At 66.3% G+C, this 16,397-nt stretch carries 15 protein-coding genes; 6 read left to right on the top strand and 9 right to left on the bottom strand.

Annotated features, from left to right (window positions below; all coding sequences use genetic code 11):
* Positions 1 to 129 precede the first annotated feature (129 nt).
* The gene (locus BLA15945_RS06620; protein ID WP_059236997.1) at positions 130 to 654 is read right to left on the bottom strand and encodes a metal-dependent hydrolase; all 525 of its coding nucleotides are present in this window, start codon (positions 652 to 654) and stop codon (positions 130 to 132) included.
* Between the two features lie 396 nt (positions 655 to 1,050).
* On the opposite strand from BLA15945_RS06620, the gene ggt reads away from it, so the two are divergent.
* Positions 1,051 to 2,772, top strand: coding sequence for a gamma-glutamyltransferase (gene ggt / locus BLA15945_RS06615; protein ID WP_174991847.1), 1,722 nt, complete (start codon positions 1,051 to 1,053; stop codon positions 2,770 to 2,772).
* Between the two features lie 82 nt (positions 2,773 to 2,854).
* Here ggt and BLA15945_RS06610 read toward each other — a convergent pair whose 3' ends face one another.
* Positions 2,855 to 3,778 (bottom strand): alpha/beta fold hydrolase, encoded by a 924-nt coding sequence (locus BLA15945_RS06610; RefSeq protein WP_174991846.1) that lies wholly within the window; start codon positions 3,776 to 3,778, stop codon positions 2,855 to 2,857.
* A gap of 352 nt (positions 3,779 to 4,130) precedes the next feature.
* Here BLA15945_RS06610 and BLA15945_RS06605 point away from each other — a divergent pair, with 352 nt between their 5' ends.
* The gene (locus tag BLA15945_RS06605) at positions 4,131 to 4,580 is read left to right on the top strand and encodes a winged helix-turn-helix transcriptional regulator (protein WP_059236994.1); all 450 of its coding nucleotides are present in this window, start codon (positions 4,131 to 4,133) and stop codon (positions 4,578 to 4,580) included.
* A 21-nt stretch (positions 4,581 to 4,601) separates the two neighbouring features.
* Here the strand turns inward: BLA15945_RS06605 and BLA15945_RS06600 are convergent, their stop codons facing one another.
* The 7 genes from BLA15945_RS06600 to BLA15945_RS06570 all read right to left on the bottom strand — a co-directional run bounded on the left by BLA15945_RS06600 (position 4,602) and on the right by BLA15945_RS06570 (position 12,179).
* Positions 4,602 to 5,213, bottom strand: a complete 612-nt coding sequence (locus BLA15945_RS06600) for an ANTAR domain-containing response regulator (RefSeq protein WP_174991845.1) — start codon at positions 5,211 to 5,213, stop codon at positions 4,602 to 4,604.
* Between the two features lie 6 nt (positions 5,214 to 5,219).
* The gene (locus BLA15945_RS06595) at positions 5,220 to 6,362 is read right to left on the bottom strand and encodes a transporter substrate-binding domain-containing protein (protein ID WP_059236992.1); all 1,143 of its coding nucleotides are present in this window, start codon (positions 6,360 to 6,362) and stop codon (positions 5,220 to 5,222) included.
* Between the two features lie 31 nt (positions 6,363 to 6,393).
* Positions 6,394 to 7,950, bottom strand: a complete 1,557-nt coding sequence (locus BLA15945_RS06590) for a nitric oxide reductase activation protein (protein WP_174991844.1) — start codon at positions 7,948 to 7,950, stop codon at positions 6,394 to 6,396.
* Positions 7,947 to 8,786, bottom strand: a complete 840-nt coding sequence (locus BLA15945_RS06585; protein ID WP_174991843.1) for a CbbQ/NirQ/NorQ/GpvN family protein — start codon at positions 8,784 to 8,786, stop codon at positions 7,947 to 7,949. The genes BLA15945_RS06590 and BLA15945_RS06585 overlap by 4 nt, the downstream gene beginning before the upstream one ends.
* Positions 8,786 to 9,268 carry an AmiS/UreI family transporter gene (locus BLA15945_RS06580; protein ID WP_059236989.1) on the bottom strand — a complete coding sequence of 161 codons (483 nt, stop codon included), beginning with the start codon at positions 9,266 to 9,268 and terminating at the stop codon, positions 8,786 to 8,788. Before BLA15945_RS06580 ends, BLA15945_RS06585 begins: the two co-directional genes overlap by 1 nt.
* Positions 9,269 to 9,336: 68 nt before the next feature.
* Positions 9,337 to 10,374 carry an aliphatic amidase gene (locus BLA15945_RS06575; protein WP_059236988.1) on the bottom strand — a complete coding sequence of 346 codons (1,038 nt, stop codon included), beginning with the start codon at positions 10,372 to 10,374 and terminating at the stop codon, positions 9,337 to 9,339.
* A gap of 488 nt (positions 10,375 to 10,862) precedes the next feature.
* A complete protein-coding gene (locus BLA15945_RS06570; protein ID WP_233464137.1) occupies positions 10,863 to 12,179 on the bottom strand; it encodes a TolC family protein in 1,317 nt (438 codons plus the stop codon).
* 376 nt (positions 12,180 to 12,555) lie between these two features.
* Between BLA15945_RS06570 and BLA15945_RS06565 the strand changes: the two genes are divergently transcribed.
* From BLA15945_RS06565 to BLA15945_RS06550, 4 genes are all read left to right on the top strand, one after another.
* Complete coding sequence (locus BLA15945_RS06565; RefSeq protein ID WP_006479216.1) at positions 12,556 to 12,732, top strand: hypothetical protein; 177 nt, start codon at positions 12,556 to 12,558, stop codon at positions 12,730 to 12,732.
* A gap of 225 nt (positions 12,733 to 12,957) precedes the next feature.
* A complete protein-coding gene (locus BLA15945_RS06560; protein WP_027791386.1) occupies positions 12,958 to 13,143 on the top strand; it encodes a hypothetical protein in 186 nt (61 codons plus the stop codon).
* A 132-nt stretch (positions 13,144 to 13,275) separates the two neighbouring features.
* Positions 13,276 to 15,396, top strand: coding sequence for a peptidase domain-containing ABC transporter (locus BLA15945_RS06555; RefSeq protein ID WP_174991841.1), 2,121 nt, complete (start codon positions 13,276 to 13,278; stop codon positions 15,394 to 15,396).
* On the top strand, positions 15,393 to 16,397 hold the full coding sequence (locus tag BLA15945_RS06550) for a lysophospholipid acyltransferase family protein (protein WP_174991840.1): 1,005 nt from the start codon (positions 15,393 to 15,395) through the stop codon (positions 16,395 to 16,397). Before BLA15945_RS06555 ends, BLA15945_RS06550 begins: the two co-directional genes overlap by 4 nt.

The raw sequence follows: 16,397 nt of genomic DNA, 5'->3' as shown, positions 1-16,397 counted from the left end.
CGCGCGTGCGTGCCGGGCATGCATGTCGACGAAGCCAATTCAGTTGGGGCTCGCGCCACACTTTCAACGGACGGAAAGTTGCGTGCCATTCGGTGCGCCGATATCGCGCCGAATTGCTTCGAATCGCAACTAGACGCGATTCAGCCAGCCGAGCCAGTGTTCGAGCAGCGGTGCGCGCGACCACAGCGACTGCGCGAGCCACAGCGTGCCGCCCCATGCAGCGGCCACGACGATCAGGTCGCAATTCCCGCTGTTCCACAGGTTGAGCGAGTGGCGCCGCCAGATCCACGGCACGCCGAGCGGGTTCGGCCAGTCGGCGAGCAGGTGCATCAAACCGCCGCATGCGAAGCCGAACAGCGGTGCGGCCCACAGCGGATGCGGATGATGGATGAGCCCGTGCCACCCGAGCGCAAGCAGCGCGATCCAGCCGATGCCCCAGTGCGTGACGGTGCGATGCGTGATCCACAGGCGGCGCTTGCGGCTCCACCAGGCGACTTCGAGCCAGTCGGGCGCGGTGCCGCCCGCGACGCCCGCCGCGAACGCGGCGAGCATGCCGGTGTGCCACGGGCCGGTTGCCCCGGTTTGAGCGACGAGGACGGCGGCGGCGACGCCGGCCGCGAAGCCGGACGCATGATGCGCATTGTGTGATGCCATAGGGAGCGAGACGAAGAAACGTGAAGCGGCACGTGAACGAAACGGTGATGCCGTGCGAAAGGGGCGCTATCTTCTCAGATCGACCCGCGCTGCGGGAGGGGCGTTTGCAGATTTTTTTGCGCGTGCTGCATGGCATGCCGCGAGGTTCGCAACTTTCGGTTTTGTGCGCTGCGTGATGACGTGCATCGCATGCCGTTTCGGCCGATGCGTTTGCACGTCGCGGCGCTGCAACGTGACCGGGCGCACCCGATCGGCATGCTTTCGTGGCATGCCACGTGTTCGACCCTTTTTGTCCCCCTATACTACGAAGCCGGCATATGGCCGTTGGCGTGCCGGCGGCCATCCGCGGATCAGGCGCTTTTCCTGCCTGAAGGAGATCCACATGGGGGACATGCAATGACTACGCTGAATCGCTTCAAATCATCCGCTGCCGTGCTTGCGGCGGTGGCCGGCATCGGGTTCCTGCCGAACGCGCCCGCGTATGCGAAAGGGCCGCAGCCGGCGGTCCTGACGAGCTCGGCAGTGGCGGTGGCCGACAAGTACAGCGCGGATGCCGCGGAGCGGATCTTCAAGGAGGGCGGCAACGCGATCGACGCGGCCGTCGCGATCGCATTCACGCTCGCCGTCACGTATCCGGAAGCCGGCAACATCGGCGGCGGCGGCTTCATGACGATCTACAAGGACGGCAAGCCGTACTTCATCGACTACCGCGAGCGCGCGCCGCTTGCCGCGACGAAGGACATGTACCTCGACAAGGACGGCAACGTCGTCAAGGGCATGAGCCTGTACGGTCCGCGCGCGGTCGGCGTGCCGGGCACGGTGGCCGGCATGTGGGAAGCGCAGAAGCGCTTCGGCAAGCTGAAGTGGAAGCAGGTGCTCGCGCCGGCGATCCACTATGCGCGCGACGGTTTCGTCGTCGACGAGCAACTCGCGCAGCGCGGCGTCGATGCATCGAAGGAGTTCGGCGGCAAGACCAACTTCGACAAGTATTTCGCCGGGCTGAAGGCCGGCGTGAACTTCAAGCAGCCGGACCTCGCCGACGTGCTGACGCGGATCGCGAACGACGGCGCGGAAGGCTTCTACAAGGGCAAGACGGCCGAGCTGATCGCCGCGTCGATGAAGACCGGCGACGGCAACGGGCTGATCACCACCGAGGATCTTGCGCAGTACCGCGCGGTATGGCGCCAGCCGGTGCAGGCGAAGTGGAACGGCTATGACGTGATCACCGCGCCGCCGCCGAGCTCGGGCGGCATCGGCCTTGTGCAGTTGCTGAAGATGAAGGCCGACCTCAAGCAGGATTTCGAGGGCGTGAAGCTCAACTCGCCGCAGTACATCCACCTCGTCGCGGAAATCGAGAAGCGCGTGTTTGCGGATCGCGCGCAGTATCTCGGCGATCCCGACTTCTACAAGGTGCCGATCGCGCAGCTGACCGACAACGCGTACATCGCGAAGCGTGCGGCCGAGGTCAACCCGAAGGAGCCGTCGGACACGAAGAGCGTGCAGCCGGGCCTCGGCACGACGATGCCGGAGAAGGCCGAAACGACGCACTTCTCGGTGGTCGACAAGTGGGGCAACGCGGTGTCGAACACGTACACGATCAACGGCTACTTCGGCTCGGGCGTGATCGCCGACGGCACCGGCATCGTGCTGAACGACGAGATGGACGACTTCTCCGCGAAGCCGGGCGTCGCGAACATGTTCGGCGTGGTCGGCAGCGACGCGAACGCGATCGAACCGAAGAAGCGCCCGCTGTCGTCGATGTCGCCGACGATCATGACGAAGGACGGCAAGGTGTCGCTCGTGATCGGCACGCCGGGCGGCTCGCGCATCTTCACGTCGATCTTCCAGGTGATCAACAACATCTACGACTTCAAGATGCCGTTGAAGGAAGCGGTCGGTGCGATGCGCTTCCATCACCAGCTGCTGCCGCCGAACACGATCTTCTGGGAGCCGTACCACCCGATCGAAGGCGAACTCGCGAAGCAGATCGAGGCGCGCGGCTATACGCTGAAGGGGCAGGATTTCAGCGGCGACATCCAGGTCATCAAGATCGACGGCAAGACGCCGGAAGCGATGGCCGATCCGCGCGGGCGTGGCGTGACGCGGATCATCCGCTGACGTGAAGCAATGCGTGCGCGCTGGCGGAAGCGGTGCGCACGCCGTTCGGCAGCCGGGTGTGTCGGTCCGGCTGCCGATTTTTTTAGCCGGTCGTCCGGATGAAACCGGCGATCCGCGCGGCAATGGTGTCGGGCGCATCCTCGAAACAGTAGTGTCCGACGCCCGCCAGCCGCTCGACGGGCGCGGCCGGAAACAGTGCGGTAAAGAGCGGCAGGAAGTGTTCTGCGCCGAGCGTTCGATCGGCGTTTCCCCAGATCGCGAGCGCGGGTTTGTCGCGTATCGCGCGCCGTGCCGCCGCATCGGGTGCCTCGAACCGGTGCGCGCCGGCCGCGAACCCGCGTGCCCATCCAATCGCGCCGAGACAGTCGGCCGGTTGCGCGAACGGCGTACCGTACGCGGCGATCCACGTGTCGTTGACGATCGCGTGATTCTCGAAACCGTTCAGCTTCAGCGTGCTCAGGATGTTGAAGCCGAGCTGCCCGAGCACGGTTTCGAGCGTGTCGTCGGCCGCTGCACGCATGATCCACTGGAACCACGGCGCATCGCGGCCGTTCGCCGTCAGTCGCTCGACCAGGTCGGGCTGGCCGAACGGCGTTGGCCCGTTCGCCGAGACGATACGGCGAATCCGGTCCGGATGCCGTGCGGCGAGCCCCATGCCGACCGGGCCGCCGAAGTCGTGCATCACGAGCGTGATGCGGTCGAGGCCGCGGGCGAGCACGAAATGCTCGAGATTGTCGATGTGGTCCTGCAGCCAGTAGCTGCGGTCCTGCGGCGTCGCGCTTTTGCCGAATCCCATGTGATCGGGCACGACGACGCGATAGCGGGGACGCAGTGCCGTCACCAGATGACGGAACAGATAACCCCACGTGGGTTCGCCATGCAGGCACAGGACGGTTTCGCCGTCGCGCGGGCCTTCGTCCACGTAATGCATCCGGAAGCCGGATGCGTCGTCGAAATGCGGGGCGAAAGGAAAGGTGCCGTCGAACGTGGCATCGGACCGGATCATCGAGCGCTCCTTCGGTAGTCGGACAGATTGGTTTCAAGTTGAAACCAAGTCGAAGCGTAGGATATGTGGTTTCAAGTTGCAACCTATTCGATCGTCGGTCCACTTGCCGAATGGCGAGGGCGATGGCGCGGGAGGGCGCGACGGAGGGTGAAAACGCGGGGGAATATCGCCTGAATATGATCGCTGTGCACATCAATCCGGGATGAAGCCGTCGTGCCGTTCATCGATCGCGAACAGTCCGGCTCCCGGAATTGATCTTTTGCTGAACGGGTTTTATATTGCAACCATTTATGTCAACGGAAACGACCGCCATCCAGCCGGCGCTTCGGGAGCGGCATCGCCGCACGCATCGATGAACAGACGAACCACGCACGAAGATTCCCTTTGCGGCGTTGCCCGCCCGCTCGACGCGATCGGCGACTGGTGGTCGCTGCTGATCGTGCGCGACGCGTTCGACGGGCTGCGCCGCTTCGGCGAATTCCAGAAGAACCTCGGCCTCGCGAAGAACATCCTGGCCGCCCGCCTGCGCAACCTGGTCGCGCACGGGATCATGGACATCGTGCCGGCCGTCGACGGCGGCGCGCATCACGAATACGTGCTGACCGAGAAGGGGCGCGGGCTGTTTCCGCTGCTGGTCGCGCTGCGGCAGTGGGGCGAGGATTTCTTCTTCGAACCGGACGAGGCGCACGTGCTGCTCGTCGACCGGAAGGCCGGGCTGCCGGTCAGGAAGCTGGAGCTGCGTGCGCAGGACGGGCGCGTGCTCGGGCCGGAGGACACGGTCGTGCTGCCGCCGCCGGACTGACGCGCGGCGCACGGGCAGGGATCACCGCTTCAGCAGCGCATGCGCCTGCACGATCTGCTCGGCGAGCTGGTTGATCGAGATGCGCCGCTCCATCGCCTGCGAGCGGATCTGCTGGTACGCCTCTTCCTCGCTGATCGCGTTGTGCTGCATCAGCAGCGCCTTCGCTTCCTGCAGCGTGCGCACGGACATCGCGCGCTGTTCGAGCTGCGCGATGCGGCGCCGGTATTCGTCGTGCCGGCGGCTCTGGTGGCACGCGAGCGCCATCGCGCTCAACAGGCCGAACGAGCGGACGGGCGTCGTGACCGCGCTCTGCGCATCGATGCGCAGCATCAGTTCGAGGATCGTGGGGCTTTCGTAGGTCGTGACGGCGATGAGGGGCGGCCGCGCGTCGTCCTCGAGCCACGGGATCGACAGGTGCAGCAGGTCCGGCCGGACCGCGAGAATCACGAGATCGACGCTCTCCGGCAGCGCCGCGGGCGGCGGCCAGCGCTGCTCGGTCGGGCAGCCGATGCGCGACAGCTGCTCGACGAGCAGCAGGCCGTTGTCGTCGTCCGGGTAGTACACCATCACGCGGAGCGAGCGCAGTTCGGCGAGCAGGCGCGGCGTCGAGCGGATCGGGGTGCGGGCGCGCATCGTCGGTTACGCCTTCAGTTCGTCGGGCGTGTGCACGCGGTCGCCGAGCGAATGCGTGACGAGGTACGGATCGGGATGCACGCGGCGCGTCGCTTCGCGCACGATCGTGAAGTTGCCGTCGGCCGTCGCGCAGCCGATGCGCGGGTACAGGCACGTGTGCTGCGTGAGCCGGTCGATCTTCACGCGCCCCTGCGGCGCATCGAACTCCGCATCGGCCAGATGTTCGACGAGCCGGTCGCGCTGGTCGGTGCCGGCCCGCGCGAGTGCGTTGGCGAACAGGTGGACCTGGAAATACGCGGCTTCCCACGGCGCGGACGCGCTCGCATCGTCGCCGAAGCGCGCCTTGAGCTGTGCAATGCAGCGGCGGTTCACGTCGGAATCGATCGTCTGGAAATAGGGCGACGACGTGTAGTGGCCGGCCGCGGCCGCGCCCATCTGGCCGAGTTCGATCTCGGATGTCGTCAGGCTCGCGATCGGCATCTTGCGTGCATCGAGGCCGGCCTGCGCGTATGCGCGGTAGAACGCGGCCGTGCTGTCGCCGACGAGCGTGCTGAACACGAAGTCGGGCGCCTTCGCGCGAATGTCCTCGACGACCGCCGCGAAATCCTGCTCGGATGCGACGAGCGGCATGTACACCTCGCCGAGGATCTGGCCTTCAGGGTGTTGCGTGACGAGGTCGATCATGATGCGGTTCGACTCGTACGGGTAGATGTAGTCGGACCCGACCAGGTACACGCGCGCACCGAACTGCGCGGTCATGAACGCGGCGAGCTGCACGCTGTTCTGGTTCGGTGCGGCGCCCGTGTAGATCACGTTCGGCGAGAACTCGAAGCCTTCGTAGAGCGTCGGGTAGAACAGCAGCTTGTCCCACTTCTCGACGATCGGTATCAACGCCTTGCGGCTGCTCGACATGTATCCGCCGAACAGCACGTTCACGCGCTCGGTGGCGATCAGCTCCTCGGCGAGGCGCGCGTAGACGGCCGGGTCCGAGCACGCGTCGCGCACGACGGGCACGATCTCGCAGCCGTTCGCGCCGCCCGCTTCGTTGATTTCGGCGATCGCCTGCAGCGTGCCGCGCAACTGGCTCTGGCCAAGGTGCGACGTGCATCCGCTCTGCGAGAACAATACGCCAACCTTCACACTGTTCATTCGTCCATCCTGATGCTTGCGGGTAGGGCCGTCACGCGGTCAGCCGGCCGGCCGCGTGCGCGACGACGGCGGGCAGGGCGTCGCCGTTCGCCGCGTGCACGCAGCGCGGGCCGATGCCAAGTATTGTAGACAACCCGGGCGGCGCGCCGAACGACAAACCGGCGATCGCGACGCCGCGCTGCCGGCCCTGGCGTGCCGCGTAACGTGCATCCTCGACGAGGTAGCGCGGGTCGAACACGTCGATGTCGGCCGCTTCGCCGTCGCCGATCATCAGCACGGCGGCGCGCGCGCAGGCCGCTTCACGCCGCAGCAGCGCCAGCGCATGACGCAGCGCCGCACCGGTGCGCGTGCTCATCCCGGCGTCGGCCGCGAGCAGCGCCGCGCGGCGGCCGGCGTCGAACGCATCGCCGAAATCCTTGAAGCGGGCGTAGTACACGCGATGCCGGCCGTCCGACGTGTAGCCGTGCACCGCCCAACGCCGCCGCTGCCGGTCGAACAGGTCGCCGAGCACGAATGCGGCGCGTTTTTCGAGCGCGGCGACGTGCGCGGCCGTCGACGCCGACAGGTCGAGCAGGATCAGCACGGGCCCGTGCGCATCGTGCGGCACGCGGCGGCGGAACACGCGCGGATCGGGAGCATGCCCGGCGCGGCGCGCGATGCGTGCGGCAATCGCGGCATCGACGTCGAGCGCGTCGCCGTCGAGCTGGCGGCCGACGCGTCGCATCGGCTCCGACGCGCGCGGGGACGGCAGCCGTTTCGCGGCGCGCCGGTCGGCTTCGATCAGTGTGGCCAGCGAGCGCGGCGGCGCCGACGTGACGGGCGCGCGTTCGACGACGGTCGCCCAGTCGCGGCGCTCGCGTTGCGTGTGGCAATTCCATTCGGGATAGCGCGGCGCGTCGGGTGCCGGGTGCGGTTCGTCGTCGGGTTCGTCGCTGTGGCCGCCTGTCGCGGCCGACGTCTCGACGCCTTCGTTGCCCGCTCGTTCCGACGCGGCAGCCGGTTGCGCCCACAGCCACGCGTTGTCGTCGCGATAGCGCAGCCATGCGCCGTCGTCGGGCTCGAAGCGCACGCGCATCTGGCCGAGATCGTTCGCGAGCCGCGACGCGATCGAGCGGAATGCGCGGTAGTCGTCGAGTGCATCGCGTTTCGCGTTGAACAGCTGCACACCCTTGTCGACCCACGGATTGCCGTCGCGATACGACGGATCGAACAGCGCCTTCGCGAGCCGCGCGCACAGGCAACCGAACGTGAGCCCTTCGCGGTCGATCGGCGTGAACGCCGGTGCCCAGAAGGTCGTCAGCCCCGGCCATGTCCGGGCGAGCAGCGTCTCGACACGCGCATCCTCGATCAGGCCGGCAACCGCGATGCCGATCGGCGTCAGTGTGTCGGCCGGTTCGCCGGGCGGCGAATGCCGCCAGTGCGCAAGCGCGTGCGCGGCCGCCGCGATGCGCGCATCGGGCGGTAACGTGCCCGGCACGCGCAACGCGGCGTGACCGAGCGTCGCGCGCAATGCCGCATCGTCGAGTCGCACGTCGGTCTCCTGCGCGCTCATTCCGTGCAGGAAGCGGGCGAGGTGCAGCGCGCTCATGTCGCGAAGTGCGCGGCGGCCATCGTCTGCAACGCGGCGCGCGTGTCGGCGTCGTCGGTTGCCGCGTCGCTGATCGCGATCCGGCACGCGTCGAGCGGCGCGAGCCCCGCGACAATCAGCAGGGCCGCGTGCACCAGCAGGCGCGTCGACGCGCCTTCGTCGAGGCCGTTGCCGGCCTGCGCCAACGCACGCGTGCGCTGCGCGAGATCGACGAGCCGGCGTGCGGTGTCGCGGTCGGCGCCGCTTTCGCGCACGACGACATCGGCCTCGTGTGCGGCATCCGGATAGCCGAAGTCGATCGCGACGAAGCGCTGCCGCGTCGACGGCTTCAACCGCCGGTGTTCGCCGTGATAGCCGGGGTTGTACGAGATCACCAGATGGAAATCCGGATGCGCGTGCACGACCTCGCCGAGCCGGTCGAGCGGCAGCACGCGCCGCGAGTCGGTCAGCGGGTGGATCACGACCGTCGCGTCGGGGCGCGCTTCGACGATCTCGTCCAGATAGCAGATCGCGCCATGCCGCGCCGCGAGCGTGAGCGGCCCGTCGGCCCAGTAGGTGCCGTCGGCGTCGAGCAGATGGCGGCCCGTCAGGTCGGCCGCCGACGTGTCGTCGTTGCACGCGACCTGGATCAGCGGCAGGCCCATGCGCCACGCCATGTATTCGACGAACCGCGTCTTGCCGCAGCCGGTCGGCCCTTTCAGCAGGATCGGCAGGCGATGCCGGCAGGCCGTCTCGAACCAGTCGGCTTCGGCGCCGGCCGCCTGGTAGAACGGCGCGTCGGCGATGCGGTGTCCGGCGAGCGGATCGGCGGCGAGCGGCGTATCGCGTGCGCTCATTACCACCTCCCCGTCATCATTAGCATGCCGGGCAGCCAGCAGGTGCCGACGCCGATCGCGATCGTGTAGCCGGGCAGGAAGCGTACGGTCCGCTTCAGGCCGAGCGCGACGAAGAACAGGAACCACAGGCTCGACCACAGCAGCCACATCGCACCGAAACGCATGTCGTTCGACGTGCCCGCATAGACGAGCGCGCTGATCGCGACGAACAGGCAGTACCAGCCGAGGCCGGCGCCCTGCAGCCCGCGCCACTGGACGGCCGCGAGGTACAGGTACGTGAACGCGAACAGCAGGCCGCCCGCGCTCGAGAAATATTGCGGCGGCGCGGATGCCTGCACGAGGCCGGCGAGGTTGATCAGCAGCGCAAGCAGCCCGACGAGCAGGTTCAGGCCGGCCGCGTCGCGCGGTTCGATGCGGCCGGTGAGCGCGACGCCGTTGACGACCAGCACCGCGCCGATGAAGAAGAGAGCGACACCGAGCATGATGAGGGCTCCAGAGTGAGGCGGAGCCGTTCGCGCAGGTGGCGCGAACGGCCGGGCGGGGCGCGGGCTCAGCGGTGCGCGGGCGCTTCGGACGGAATGCCTTCGATCGGGCATTCAGGTGTGCCGGGTGTCGCGCGCGTCAGGCGCTCGACGGCCTGGCGCGTGCCGTCCGGGTCGTTCACCCAGTTCGCGTAGAACTCGAACGGGCATTGCGCGACGCCGTTCGGCGATTCGCCGGAGCCGATCTTGCCCGTGTAGCCGCGGTGCAGCAGCTTGTACAGGTGATTCTGCGACTGCATGTTGCGGCGCGCGTCGCGGATCAGGCTCACCGACAGCTCCGCATACTGCACGCCGTTTTCCTCCTCGCCGCATTCGCCGAGCGTGCGGCCGTCGAAGCCGACGATCGCCGAGTGGCCGAAATACGAATACACGCCGTCGAACCCGGCCGCGTTCGCGACCGCGACGTAGCAGTTGTTCATGAACGCCATCGCCTTCGACACGAGCACCTGCTGGTCCTTCGCCGGGTACATGTAGCCCTGGCAGCGCACGACGAGCTCGGCGCCGCGCATCACGCAGTCGCGCCAGATTTCCGGATAGTTGCCGTCGTCGCAGATGATCAGGCTGATCTTGAGCCCCTTCGGCCCGTCGGCGACATACGTGCAGTCGCCCGGATACCAGCCTTCGACGGGCACCCACGGCATGATCTTGCGGTACTTCTGCACGATCTCGCCCTGGTTGTTGATCAGCACGAGCGTGTTGTACGGCGCCTTGTCCGGGTGTTCCTCGTGGCGCTCGCCGGTCAGCGAGAACACGCCCCACACGTTCGCCTTGCGGCACGCGGCCGCGAAGATGTCGGTTTCCTCGCCGGGGATCGTCGATGCCGTGTCGTACATCTCCTTCGCGTCGTACATGATCCCGTGCGTCGAATACTCGGGAAACACGATGAGGTCCATGCCGGGCAGGCCGCGCTTGATGCCGACCACGCGCTCCGCGATTTCGCGGGCGTTCGCGATCACGTCGGCGCGGGTGTGCAGGCGCGGCATCTTGTACTGGACGACGGCGACGCCGACGGCGTCGTTGCTGCTGGAAATATCGCCATGACGCATGGTGTGCTCCTGGTTCAGGTGAAGACGTGCGTTTTCGAAAGACAAAAAAAAGCCCTTGCCTCGACGAGCGAGGCAAGGGCTTCTTTGCCGGTCCGTTCATCCGACAACGCTGTCGGATAACGGGAATGCGGATGGGTGGCCGGATGCGTGGCCAGCGAAGCGCGGGCTATCGGGATCGCGCTGCGCACGATCGAGGGACGTCTTTGTCCGCCGGATCGATGGGAAGCACTCTATGCAAAGTTTTTTTCCGACGCAACACCGCGTATACCCCTGCACGTCGTGAAGGGGCGACGGCCGGTGTCATGTGCGGTCGGGACCGGACATTGCGCGGCACGAACGTGCAGGGTCGGACGCAAGCTTGCGGGAAGCGACGAGACGGAATCGCGATGCGCGGGTGTCGATGAAGCGACCGGCCGGCGAATCGGCCTTCCTCGATAACGTTGCGTACACAACGTTATTCGGCATGTGCGATGCGCATCGAATTGCGTTCAGCTCCGGTCGGTCGCCGCGTTGCTTTGGAGGAAGCCGTCCACCGCGATCAGCGATTGTTCGTCGAGCGTGCCGAGCACGCTTTTCAGCTTCAGTTGCAGCTTCAGCGCATCGAGGTAGCTGTCGAACAGCTTCTGCCGGATGCCCGAGATGTCGCGTCGCAGGTTCAGCGTTTCGTACGTCGTGCTGTAGCCGACCTGATGCGCCTTCATCGACGAATCGTACGCGAGCCGTGCGGCCTGCAGCGACTGCTGCAGCGCGCGGATGCGCTTGCCGACCGATTCGAGCGCGGACAACGCCTCGCGATGATCGGTGCCCAGTTGCTCCTCGACCTCGCGCAGCCGGTTGCGGTATTGCTCGGTCACGTGCTCGGCTTCCACTTGCCGGTAGTACACGCTGCCGCCGGAGAAGATCGGGATCGTCACCTGTACGCCGAATGCGCTCTGATGGAAGTCCGAACGATCGGTGAGCCCGCGCAGGTTCGGGTTGAGCCCGCGCGAATACGACGCGAACAGGTCGACGGTCGGCAAATGCTCGGCGCTGACGCGTTTCGCCGCGAGCCGCGCGACCTGGACGTCGCGATACGCCTGCCGGTACGCGGGGTTGTCCTGCGGCGCGTACTCGCCCGACGGAATGCGCGGCGACGACCCGCGCATCGCGAGCCGAGGCCAGCGCGTGAAGTCGATCGTCGAGCCGAGCAGCGTCTCGTAGCGGGCGCGACGCGCGTCGACGTCGGTCTGCGCAAGTGCCTCGTCGGATTGCGCGAGGCTGCGGCGCGCCTCGATCTCGGCCGTATCGCCGATCGTCTTCATGCCGAGCTGCGCCATGCGCCGCGTATCGCTTTCGAGCCGCGTGAGCGCGCTGACCTCGTCGTCGGCCGACTGCAGTTTCTCGCGCGCACTCAGCAGGTCGAAACACGCGTTCGCGACGCGCAGGATCAGGTCCTGCTTCGCGACCTCGAGCTTCTGCTTCGCCGATTCCTCGTACTCCGTCGCACGCCGCATGTCGTACAGGTAGGGCACGTTGAACAGCGCCTGCGTGACCTGCGCGGAACCGTACGCGGCATTGCTCGAGCCGCTGACGTCGATGCCGAACAGGTTCGCGTGCGTGCCGTAGCGCCCCCATTCGAGTTGCGCGGCGGCCTGCGGCAGCATCTGCGCGCGCGCTTCGGGGAATTTCTGGCGAGCCGCATCGTATTCGCTGCGCGCCTGCAGGTAGCGCGGATCGTGCACGGCCGCGTACTGGTAGGCCGTATCGAGGCAGAACGCTTGCGTGCTTGCCGACATGCCGGCCATCGTTACAGCGAACGCTGTCATGGTTGCAAGTCGGGGATTCCACCTAGTCGAAAATCTTGATAGGGAATTACCCGTATCCGGTGCCGCCGATCCGCGATTCGCGCGCCTCGTTTCAAACATGGCCGTCTCCGTCTCCTGCCCGTGCCGCAATGCATTGCGGCGGGATTTAAACGTTTTGAAATTGAAATTCAAACAGCGTGAATGTCTGCCACCTGTCACACATCGGAAAACGCACCTGTAAGAGTGTGTCCTCCATTGAATTCCGATGCGACCGCATGATAGCCTGATTTCGGCTCGTAATCGCAGTGATTATTAGATTAACAAGTCGCTAGGGATTAAAGGCCGTTTGTCTTTCAATGAAGGTTCTTTGCATCATCTTTATTTTTACGAGGAGAGAATGATGAAGGTCATGACGACGGAACAGGTCAGGAATGTGCATGGCGGCGGTGCGATCAGCTCGCTGGGTAGCCTCGCTGTTGACGCCGCGCCGGTGGTAACCGCGCTCGGCCAGTTCCTGCCGAGCCTCGGCAATTACCTGCAGAACCCGAAGACGTTCAATAACACCGGCAAGTAACCGCCGTGCGCGGGGAGGCGCCCCCCGCGCGAAATGCTGCGAAACAGAAGGAAAAGAATCGATCGCCGCAGTGGAAATAAAGCGACTCCGAAATGCATTGTTTCGGGATCGGGCGATTATCGGGAGGCAGGAGTGCCGGATTATCTCCGTAATAAAGCAAACGGCCATTGGGTTTGCGATTGGCTGACAGCTGAAGGCATTCCGAAAATATAAAGGCCACAACAAATGCGAGACATCACGGAAGAACAGGCCCGCCAGATTCGCGGCGGCGCGTCGCTTTACTCCAATTCGGCCGCCTATACGGTCGATCTCGTCAATCAGTCGATCGGGACCACGCTGCAGGGCCTGATGACCCAGTACCAGACCCGCGCCGTCGAACAGTTCCGGATGTCGCTCGGTTCGTCGCGCTGAGCGGCCGGTAACACCGATCTTCCGTCGCAGCCGGCAGCGTGCCGGCTGCGCCCATGCGTATCGCGCACGATCCGCCGCGGGCCCGCACCGTCAGGCCCGGGCGGCGCGTCGTCGCGCCCCGGGTGCCCGACCATGCTCTTCAATACGCGTAAAGTCCGTCCGGTCCTGCAGGACGAAGTGACGGAGTGCGGCCTCGCCTGCCTCGCGATGATCGCGTCGTGGCATGGGCGCGAAACGACGTTGCGCACGCTGCGCAACCGCTATCCGGTCCGGATCGATTCCGGGCTGTCGTTCTTCGACCTGATGGAGATCTCGAACGATCTCGGCTTGCGCGCCCGCGGGCTGCAGTTCGACGCGGGCGAACTCGACGCGCTCAAGACGCCGTGCATCCTGCACTGGGGAATGAACCACTATGTCGTGCTGACGAAGATCGGCTACGGCAGCGTGCACATCGTCGACCCGGCGCTCGGCGAGACGAAGCTGCCGCTCGCACAGGCGCTCACGCACATCACCGGCTATGCACTCGAGCTGAATCCGGACATCGGTTTCACGCGGGCGGGGCAGGCCGACCGGATCCGGCTGCGCGACTACCTCGAAGGGCTGACGGGCATCCGCAAGAGCCTCGCGATCGGGGTCGCGGGCGGCGTCGCCGCGCAGCTCCTGCTGCTGCTCGGCCCGTCGTACGTGCAGTTGACGATCGACGAGGCGCTGAAGAAGACCGACGTCGACATCCTGTACCTGCTGACGATCCTGTTCGCGATCGTGTTCCTGTTCGACACGCTGTATGCGAACCTCGTCGGCAACATCAAGAGCTACCTGCGCAACATCGTGTCGCAGCAGCTGTCGGCGAACATGGTCGGCCATCTCGCGCGGCTGCCGATCGGTTATTTCCTGTTCCACAACACCGGCGATTCGATTTCGCGCGTGTCGTCGGTGTCGGAGGTCGGGCGCTTTCTCGTCGACGGGCTCGTCGGCGGGCTGCTCAATATCGTCACCTGCACGCTGACGCTCGTGCTGATGCTGTACTACAGCCCCGTGCTGGCCGGCATCAGTCTCGCCGGGATGGTGCTGTTCGCGCTGAGCCGGCTCGCGATCCAGCCGCAACTGCAGGACGCGATGTCGCAGATCCTCACGCGCGGCGCGGAGGCCGATGCGCTGCTGATCGAGAACATCCGTTCCGCGCATTCGATCAAACTGCTGTCGGCCGAGACCGCGCGCAGCAGCCTGTGGGTCAACGCGTTCACGCAGAAGCTGCAGGCGATGCGCCAGCAGGAACGGCTGCAACTGCTGTTCGATGCAATTTCCAAGGGGATCGTGCACGTCGAGCAACTGGTGATCGTGACCTACGGCGCGTGGCTCGTGATGCACGGCCAGAGCACGATCGGCGTGATCTATGCGTTCATCCAGTACAAGAACCTGTTCGCGGACAAGTTCATCGATTCGATCCAGCTCTACGTGCGCCGCAAGGTGCTGCAGGTGCACATGGACCGCGTCGCGGACGTGCTGCAGACCGAGACCGAGGAGCCCGCGCCGGATGCGGTCGTGCGGCCGGTCGAAGGGTTCGACGGCACGCTGGCGATCCGCGCGCTGTCGTACACGCCGAAAGGCGGCAACCGTCCGATCCTGCGCGACGTCGCGCTCGACGTGCCGGCCGGCAGCAAGATCGCGATCGTCGGCCGCACCGGCAGCGGCAAGACGACGCTGCTGAACCTGATCTGCGGGCTCGTGCGGCCGGACCCCGGCACGCTGTTCGTCGGCGGCGTCGATCTCGCGGAAGTGAACCTGCGGCAATACCGCAAGCATCTGGCGGCCGTCACGCAGTCCGACCAGCTGTTTCGCGGGACGATTCGCGACAACATCACGAACTTCGCGCCGGCACCGCGGATCGGCGCGATGTTCGACGCGGCGAAGCTCGCGTGCATCCACGACGAGATCGAGCGGCTCGACCATCGCTACGACACGCCGCTCGGCGATACGCAGAAATTCCTGTCGGCCGGCCAGATGCAACGGCTGCTGATCGCGCGGGCGCTGTATTGCGAGCCGCGCCTGCTGATCCTCGACGAGTTTTCGTCGAATCTCGACCAGGCGACGACGCACGAGATCTGCCGCAACGTGCTGACGCTGCCGTCCACGATCGTGCTCGTCACGCACGATGCGTCGATCCTGTCGATGGTCGACCGCATCTACCAGATGCACGAGGGCGTCCTGACCGATGCGACCGGCGCATGGCGCATGAACGAGGAGATGCGGTGATGCTCGGGCGACTCTTTCTGCTGAATCCGTTCTCGTATGCGTTCCTGGTGCGCCGCGCGGTGCGTGCGGTCGCGCTGCGCACGTCGCCCGCGCGCGGGCTGCGGCTGATGCGCTGGTGCTCGGGGGCATGCCTGCGCTGCTTTCCGTGCATTCGCGAATCGATCGAACGCGCGGTCGCCTACATGCTGAGCGCACACCTGAACGACGATCCGCGGCGCGTGCGGGAAGTGTCGGCTGCGGTCGTGCGCGAGCTGTTCGAGGCCGAGTTCGCCGGCCTCAAGCTGCGCACGCACAGCCTCGCATCGATGAAGTCGATGATCGACGGGATGGCGTGCGAAGGCGACGAGCAGCTGCGGGCGGCGCTTGCACGCGGCGGCCCGCTGATGCTCGCGGGGCTGCACTTCGGCAACCTGATGCTGTTCGTCACGAAGCTGCGCTTCATGATTCCGGACGACCGCAAGCTGATGGTGATCATGCACCGCGATGCGCCCGGTGCGTTCTTCGACGATGCGCTGCGGCTCGTCGCCGAATACGGCGCAGGTGAGGTCGAGTTCATCGACATCGAGGAGCGCGTGCACCTGCGGCGGCTGATCACGAGCCTGCGGCGCGAGGCGCCCGTGTTCCTGCTGTTCTCCGACCTGCACGGCAAGTTCGGCAAGACCAACCGCTGCCGGCTCGGCGGGCGCTGGGTGCGGATGGCCGGCGGCGGCGTGAAGCTCGCGGTCGAGCAGGGGATTCCGCTGCTTGTCGCGTATGCGACGGGCGTGCCGTTCCGCGATCGCTGCGCGGTGCATTTCACCGAACTCGCGGCCAGCCCGCTCGCGCCGATGCTCGGCGCGGACGACGACGCGTCGCCGGTGCGCGCGACACACCAGCGGATCGTCGACCGCCTCGAGCAGGCGCTCGTGCGCCAGCCCGAGCAATGGCATTTCTGGGAACACTTCACGCCCTACCTGATGCCGACGCCGCTGCTCGATGCGGCCGCGCGGCGTCGCGCCTGA

Origin of the sequence: Burkholderia arboris, assembly GCF_902499125.1 — a bacterium.
GTDB classification, from domain to species: domain Bacteria; phylum Pseudomonadota; class Gammaproteobacteria; order Burkholderiales; family Burkholderiaceae; genus Burkholderia; species Burkholderia arboris.
The sequence above is the reverse complement of the archived record's forward strand: the minus strand, read 5'-3'. Positions and strand labels throughout refer to the sequence as shown.

Excerpts from the sequence above, each read along its gene's own strand:
- BLA15945_RS06620 (WP_059236997.1), bottom strand. The coding sequence starts at position 654 with ATGGCATCACACAATGCGCATCATGCGTCCGGCTTCGCGGCCGGCGTC.
- ggt (WP_174991847.1), top strand. The coding sequence starts at position 1,051 with ATGACTACGCTGAATCGCTTCAAATCATCCGCTGCCGTGCTTGCGGCG.
- BLA15945_RS06610 (WP_174991846.1), bottom strand. The coding sequence starts at position 3,778 with ATGATCCGGTCCGATGCCACGTTCGACGGCACCTTTCCTTTCGCCCCG.
- BLA15945_RS06605 (WP_059236994.1), top strand. The coding sequence starts at position 4,131 with ATGAACAGACGAACCACGCACGAAGATTCCCTTTGCGGCGTTGCCCGC.
- BLA15945_RS06600 (WP_174991845.1), bottom strand. The coding sequence starts at position 5,213 with ATGCGCGCCCGCACCCCGATCCGCTCGACGCCGCGCCTGCTCGCCGAA.
- BLA15945_RS06595 (WP_059236992.1), bottom strand. The coding sequence starts at position 6,362 with ATGAACAGTGTGAAGGTTGGCGTATTGTTCTCGCAGAGCGGATGCACG.
- BLA15945_RS06590 (WP_174991844.1), bottom strand. The coding sequence starts at position 7,950 with ATGAGCGCGCTGCACCTCGCCCGCTTCCTGCACGGAATGAGCGCGCAG.
- BLA15945_RS06585 (WP_174991843.1), bottom strand. The coding sequence starts at position 8,786 with ATGAGCGCACGCGATACGCCGCTCGCCGCCGATCCGCTCGCCGGACAC.
- BLA15945_RS06580 (WP_059236989.1), bottom strand. The coding sequence starts at position 9,268 with ATGCTCGGTGTCGCTCTCTTCTTCATCGGCGCGGTGCTGGTCGTCAAC.
- BLA15945_RS06575 (WP_059236988.1), bottom strand. The coding sequence starts at position 10,374 with ATGCGTCATGGCGATATTTCCAGCAGCAACGACGCCGTCGGCGTCGCC.
- BLA15945_RS06570 (WP_233464137.1), bottom strand. The coding sequence starts at position 12,179 with ATGACAGCGTTCGCTGTAACGATGGCCGGCATGTCGGCAAGCACGCAA.
- BLA15945_RS06565 (WP_006479216.1), top strand. The coding sequence starts at position 12,556 with ATGATGAAGGTCATGACGACGGAACAGGTCAGGAATGTGCATGGCGGC.
- BLA15945_RS06560 (WP_027791386.1), top strand. The coding sequence starts at position 12,958 with ATGCGAGACATCACGGAAGAACAGGCCCGCCAGATTCGCGGCGGCGCG.
- BLA15945_RS06555 (WP_174991841.1), top strand. The coding sequence starts at position 13,276 with ATGCTCTTCAATACGCGTAAAGTCCGTCCGGTCCTGCAGGACGAAGTG.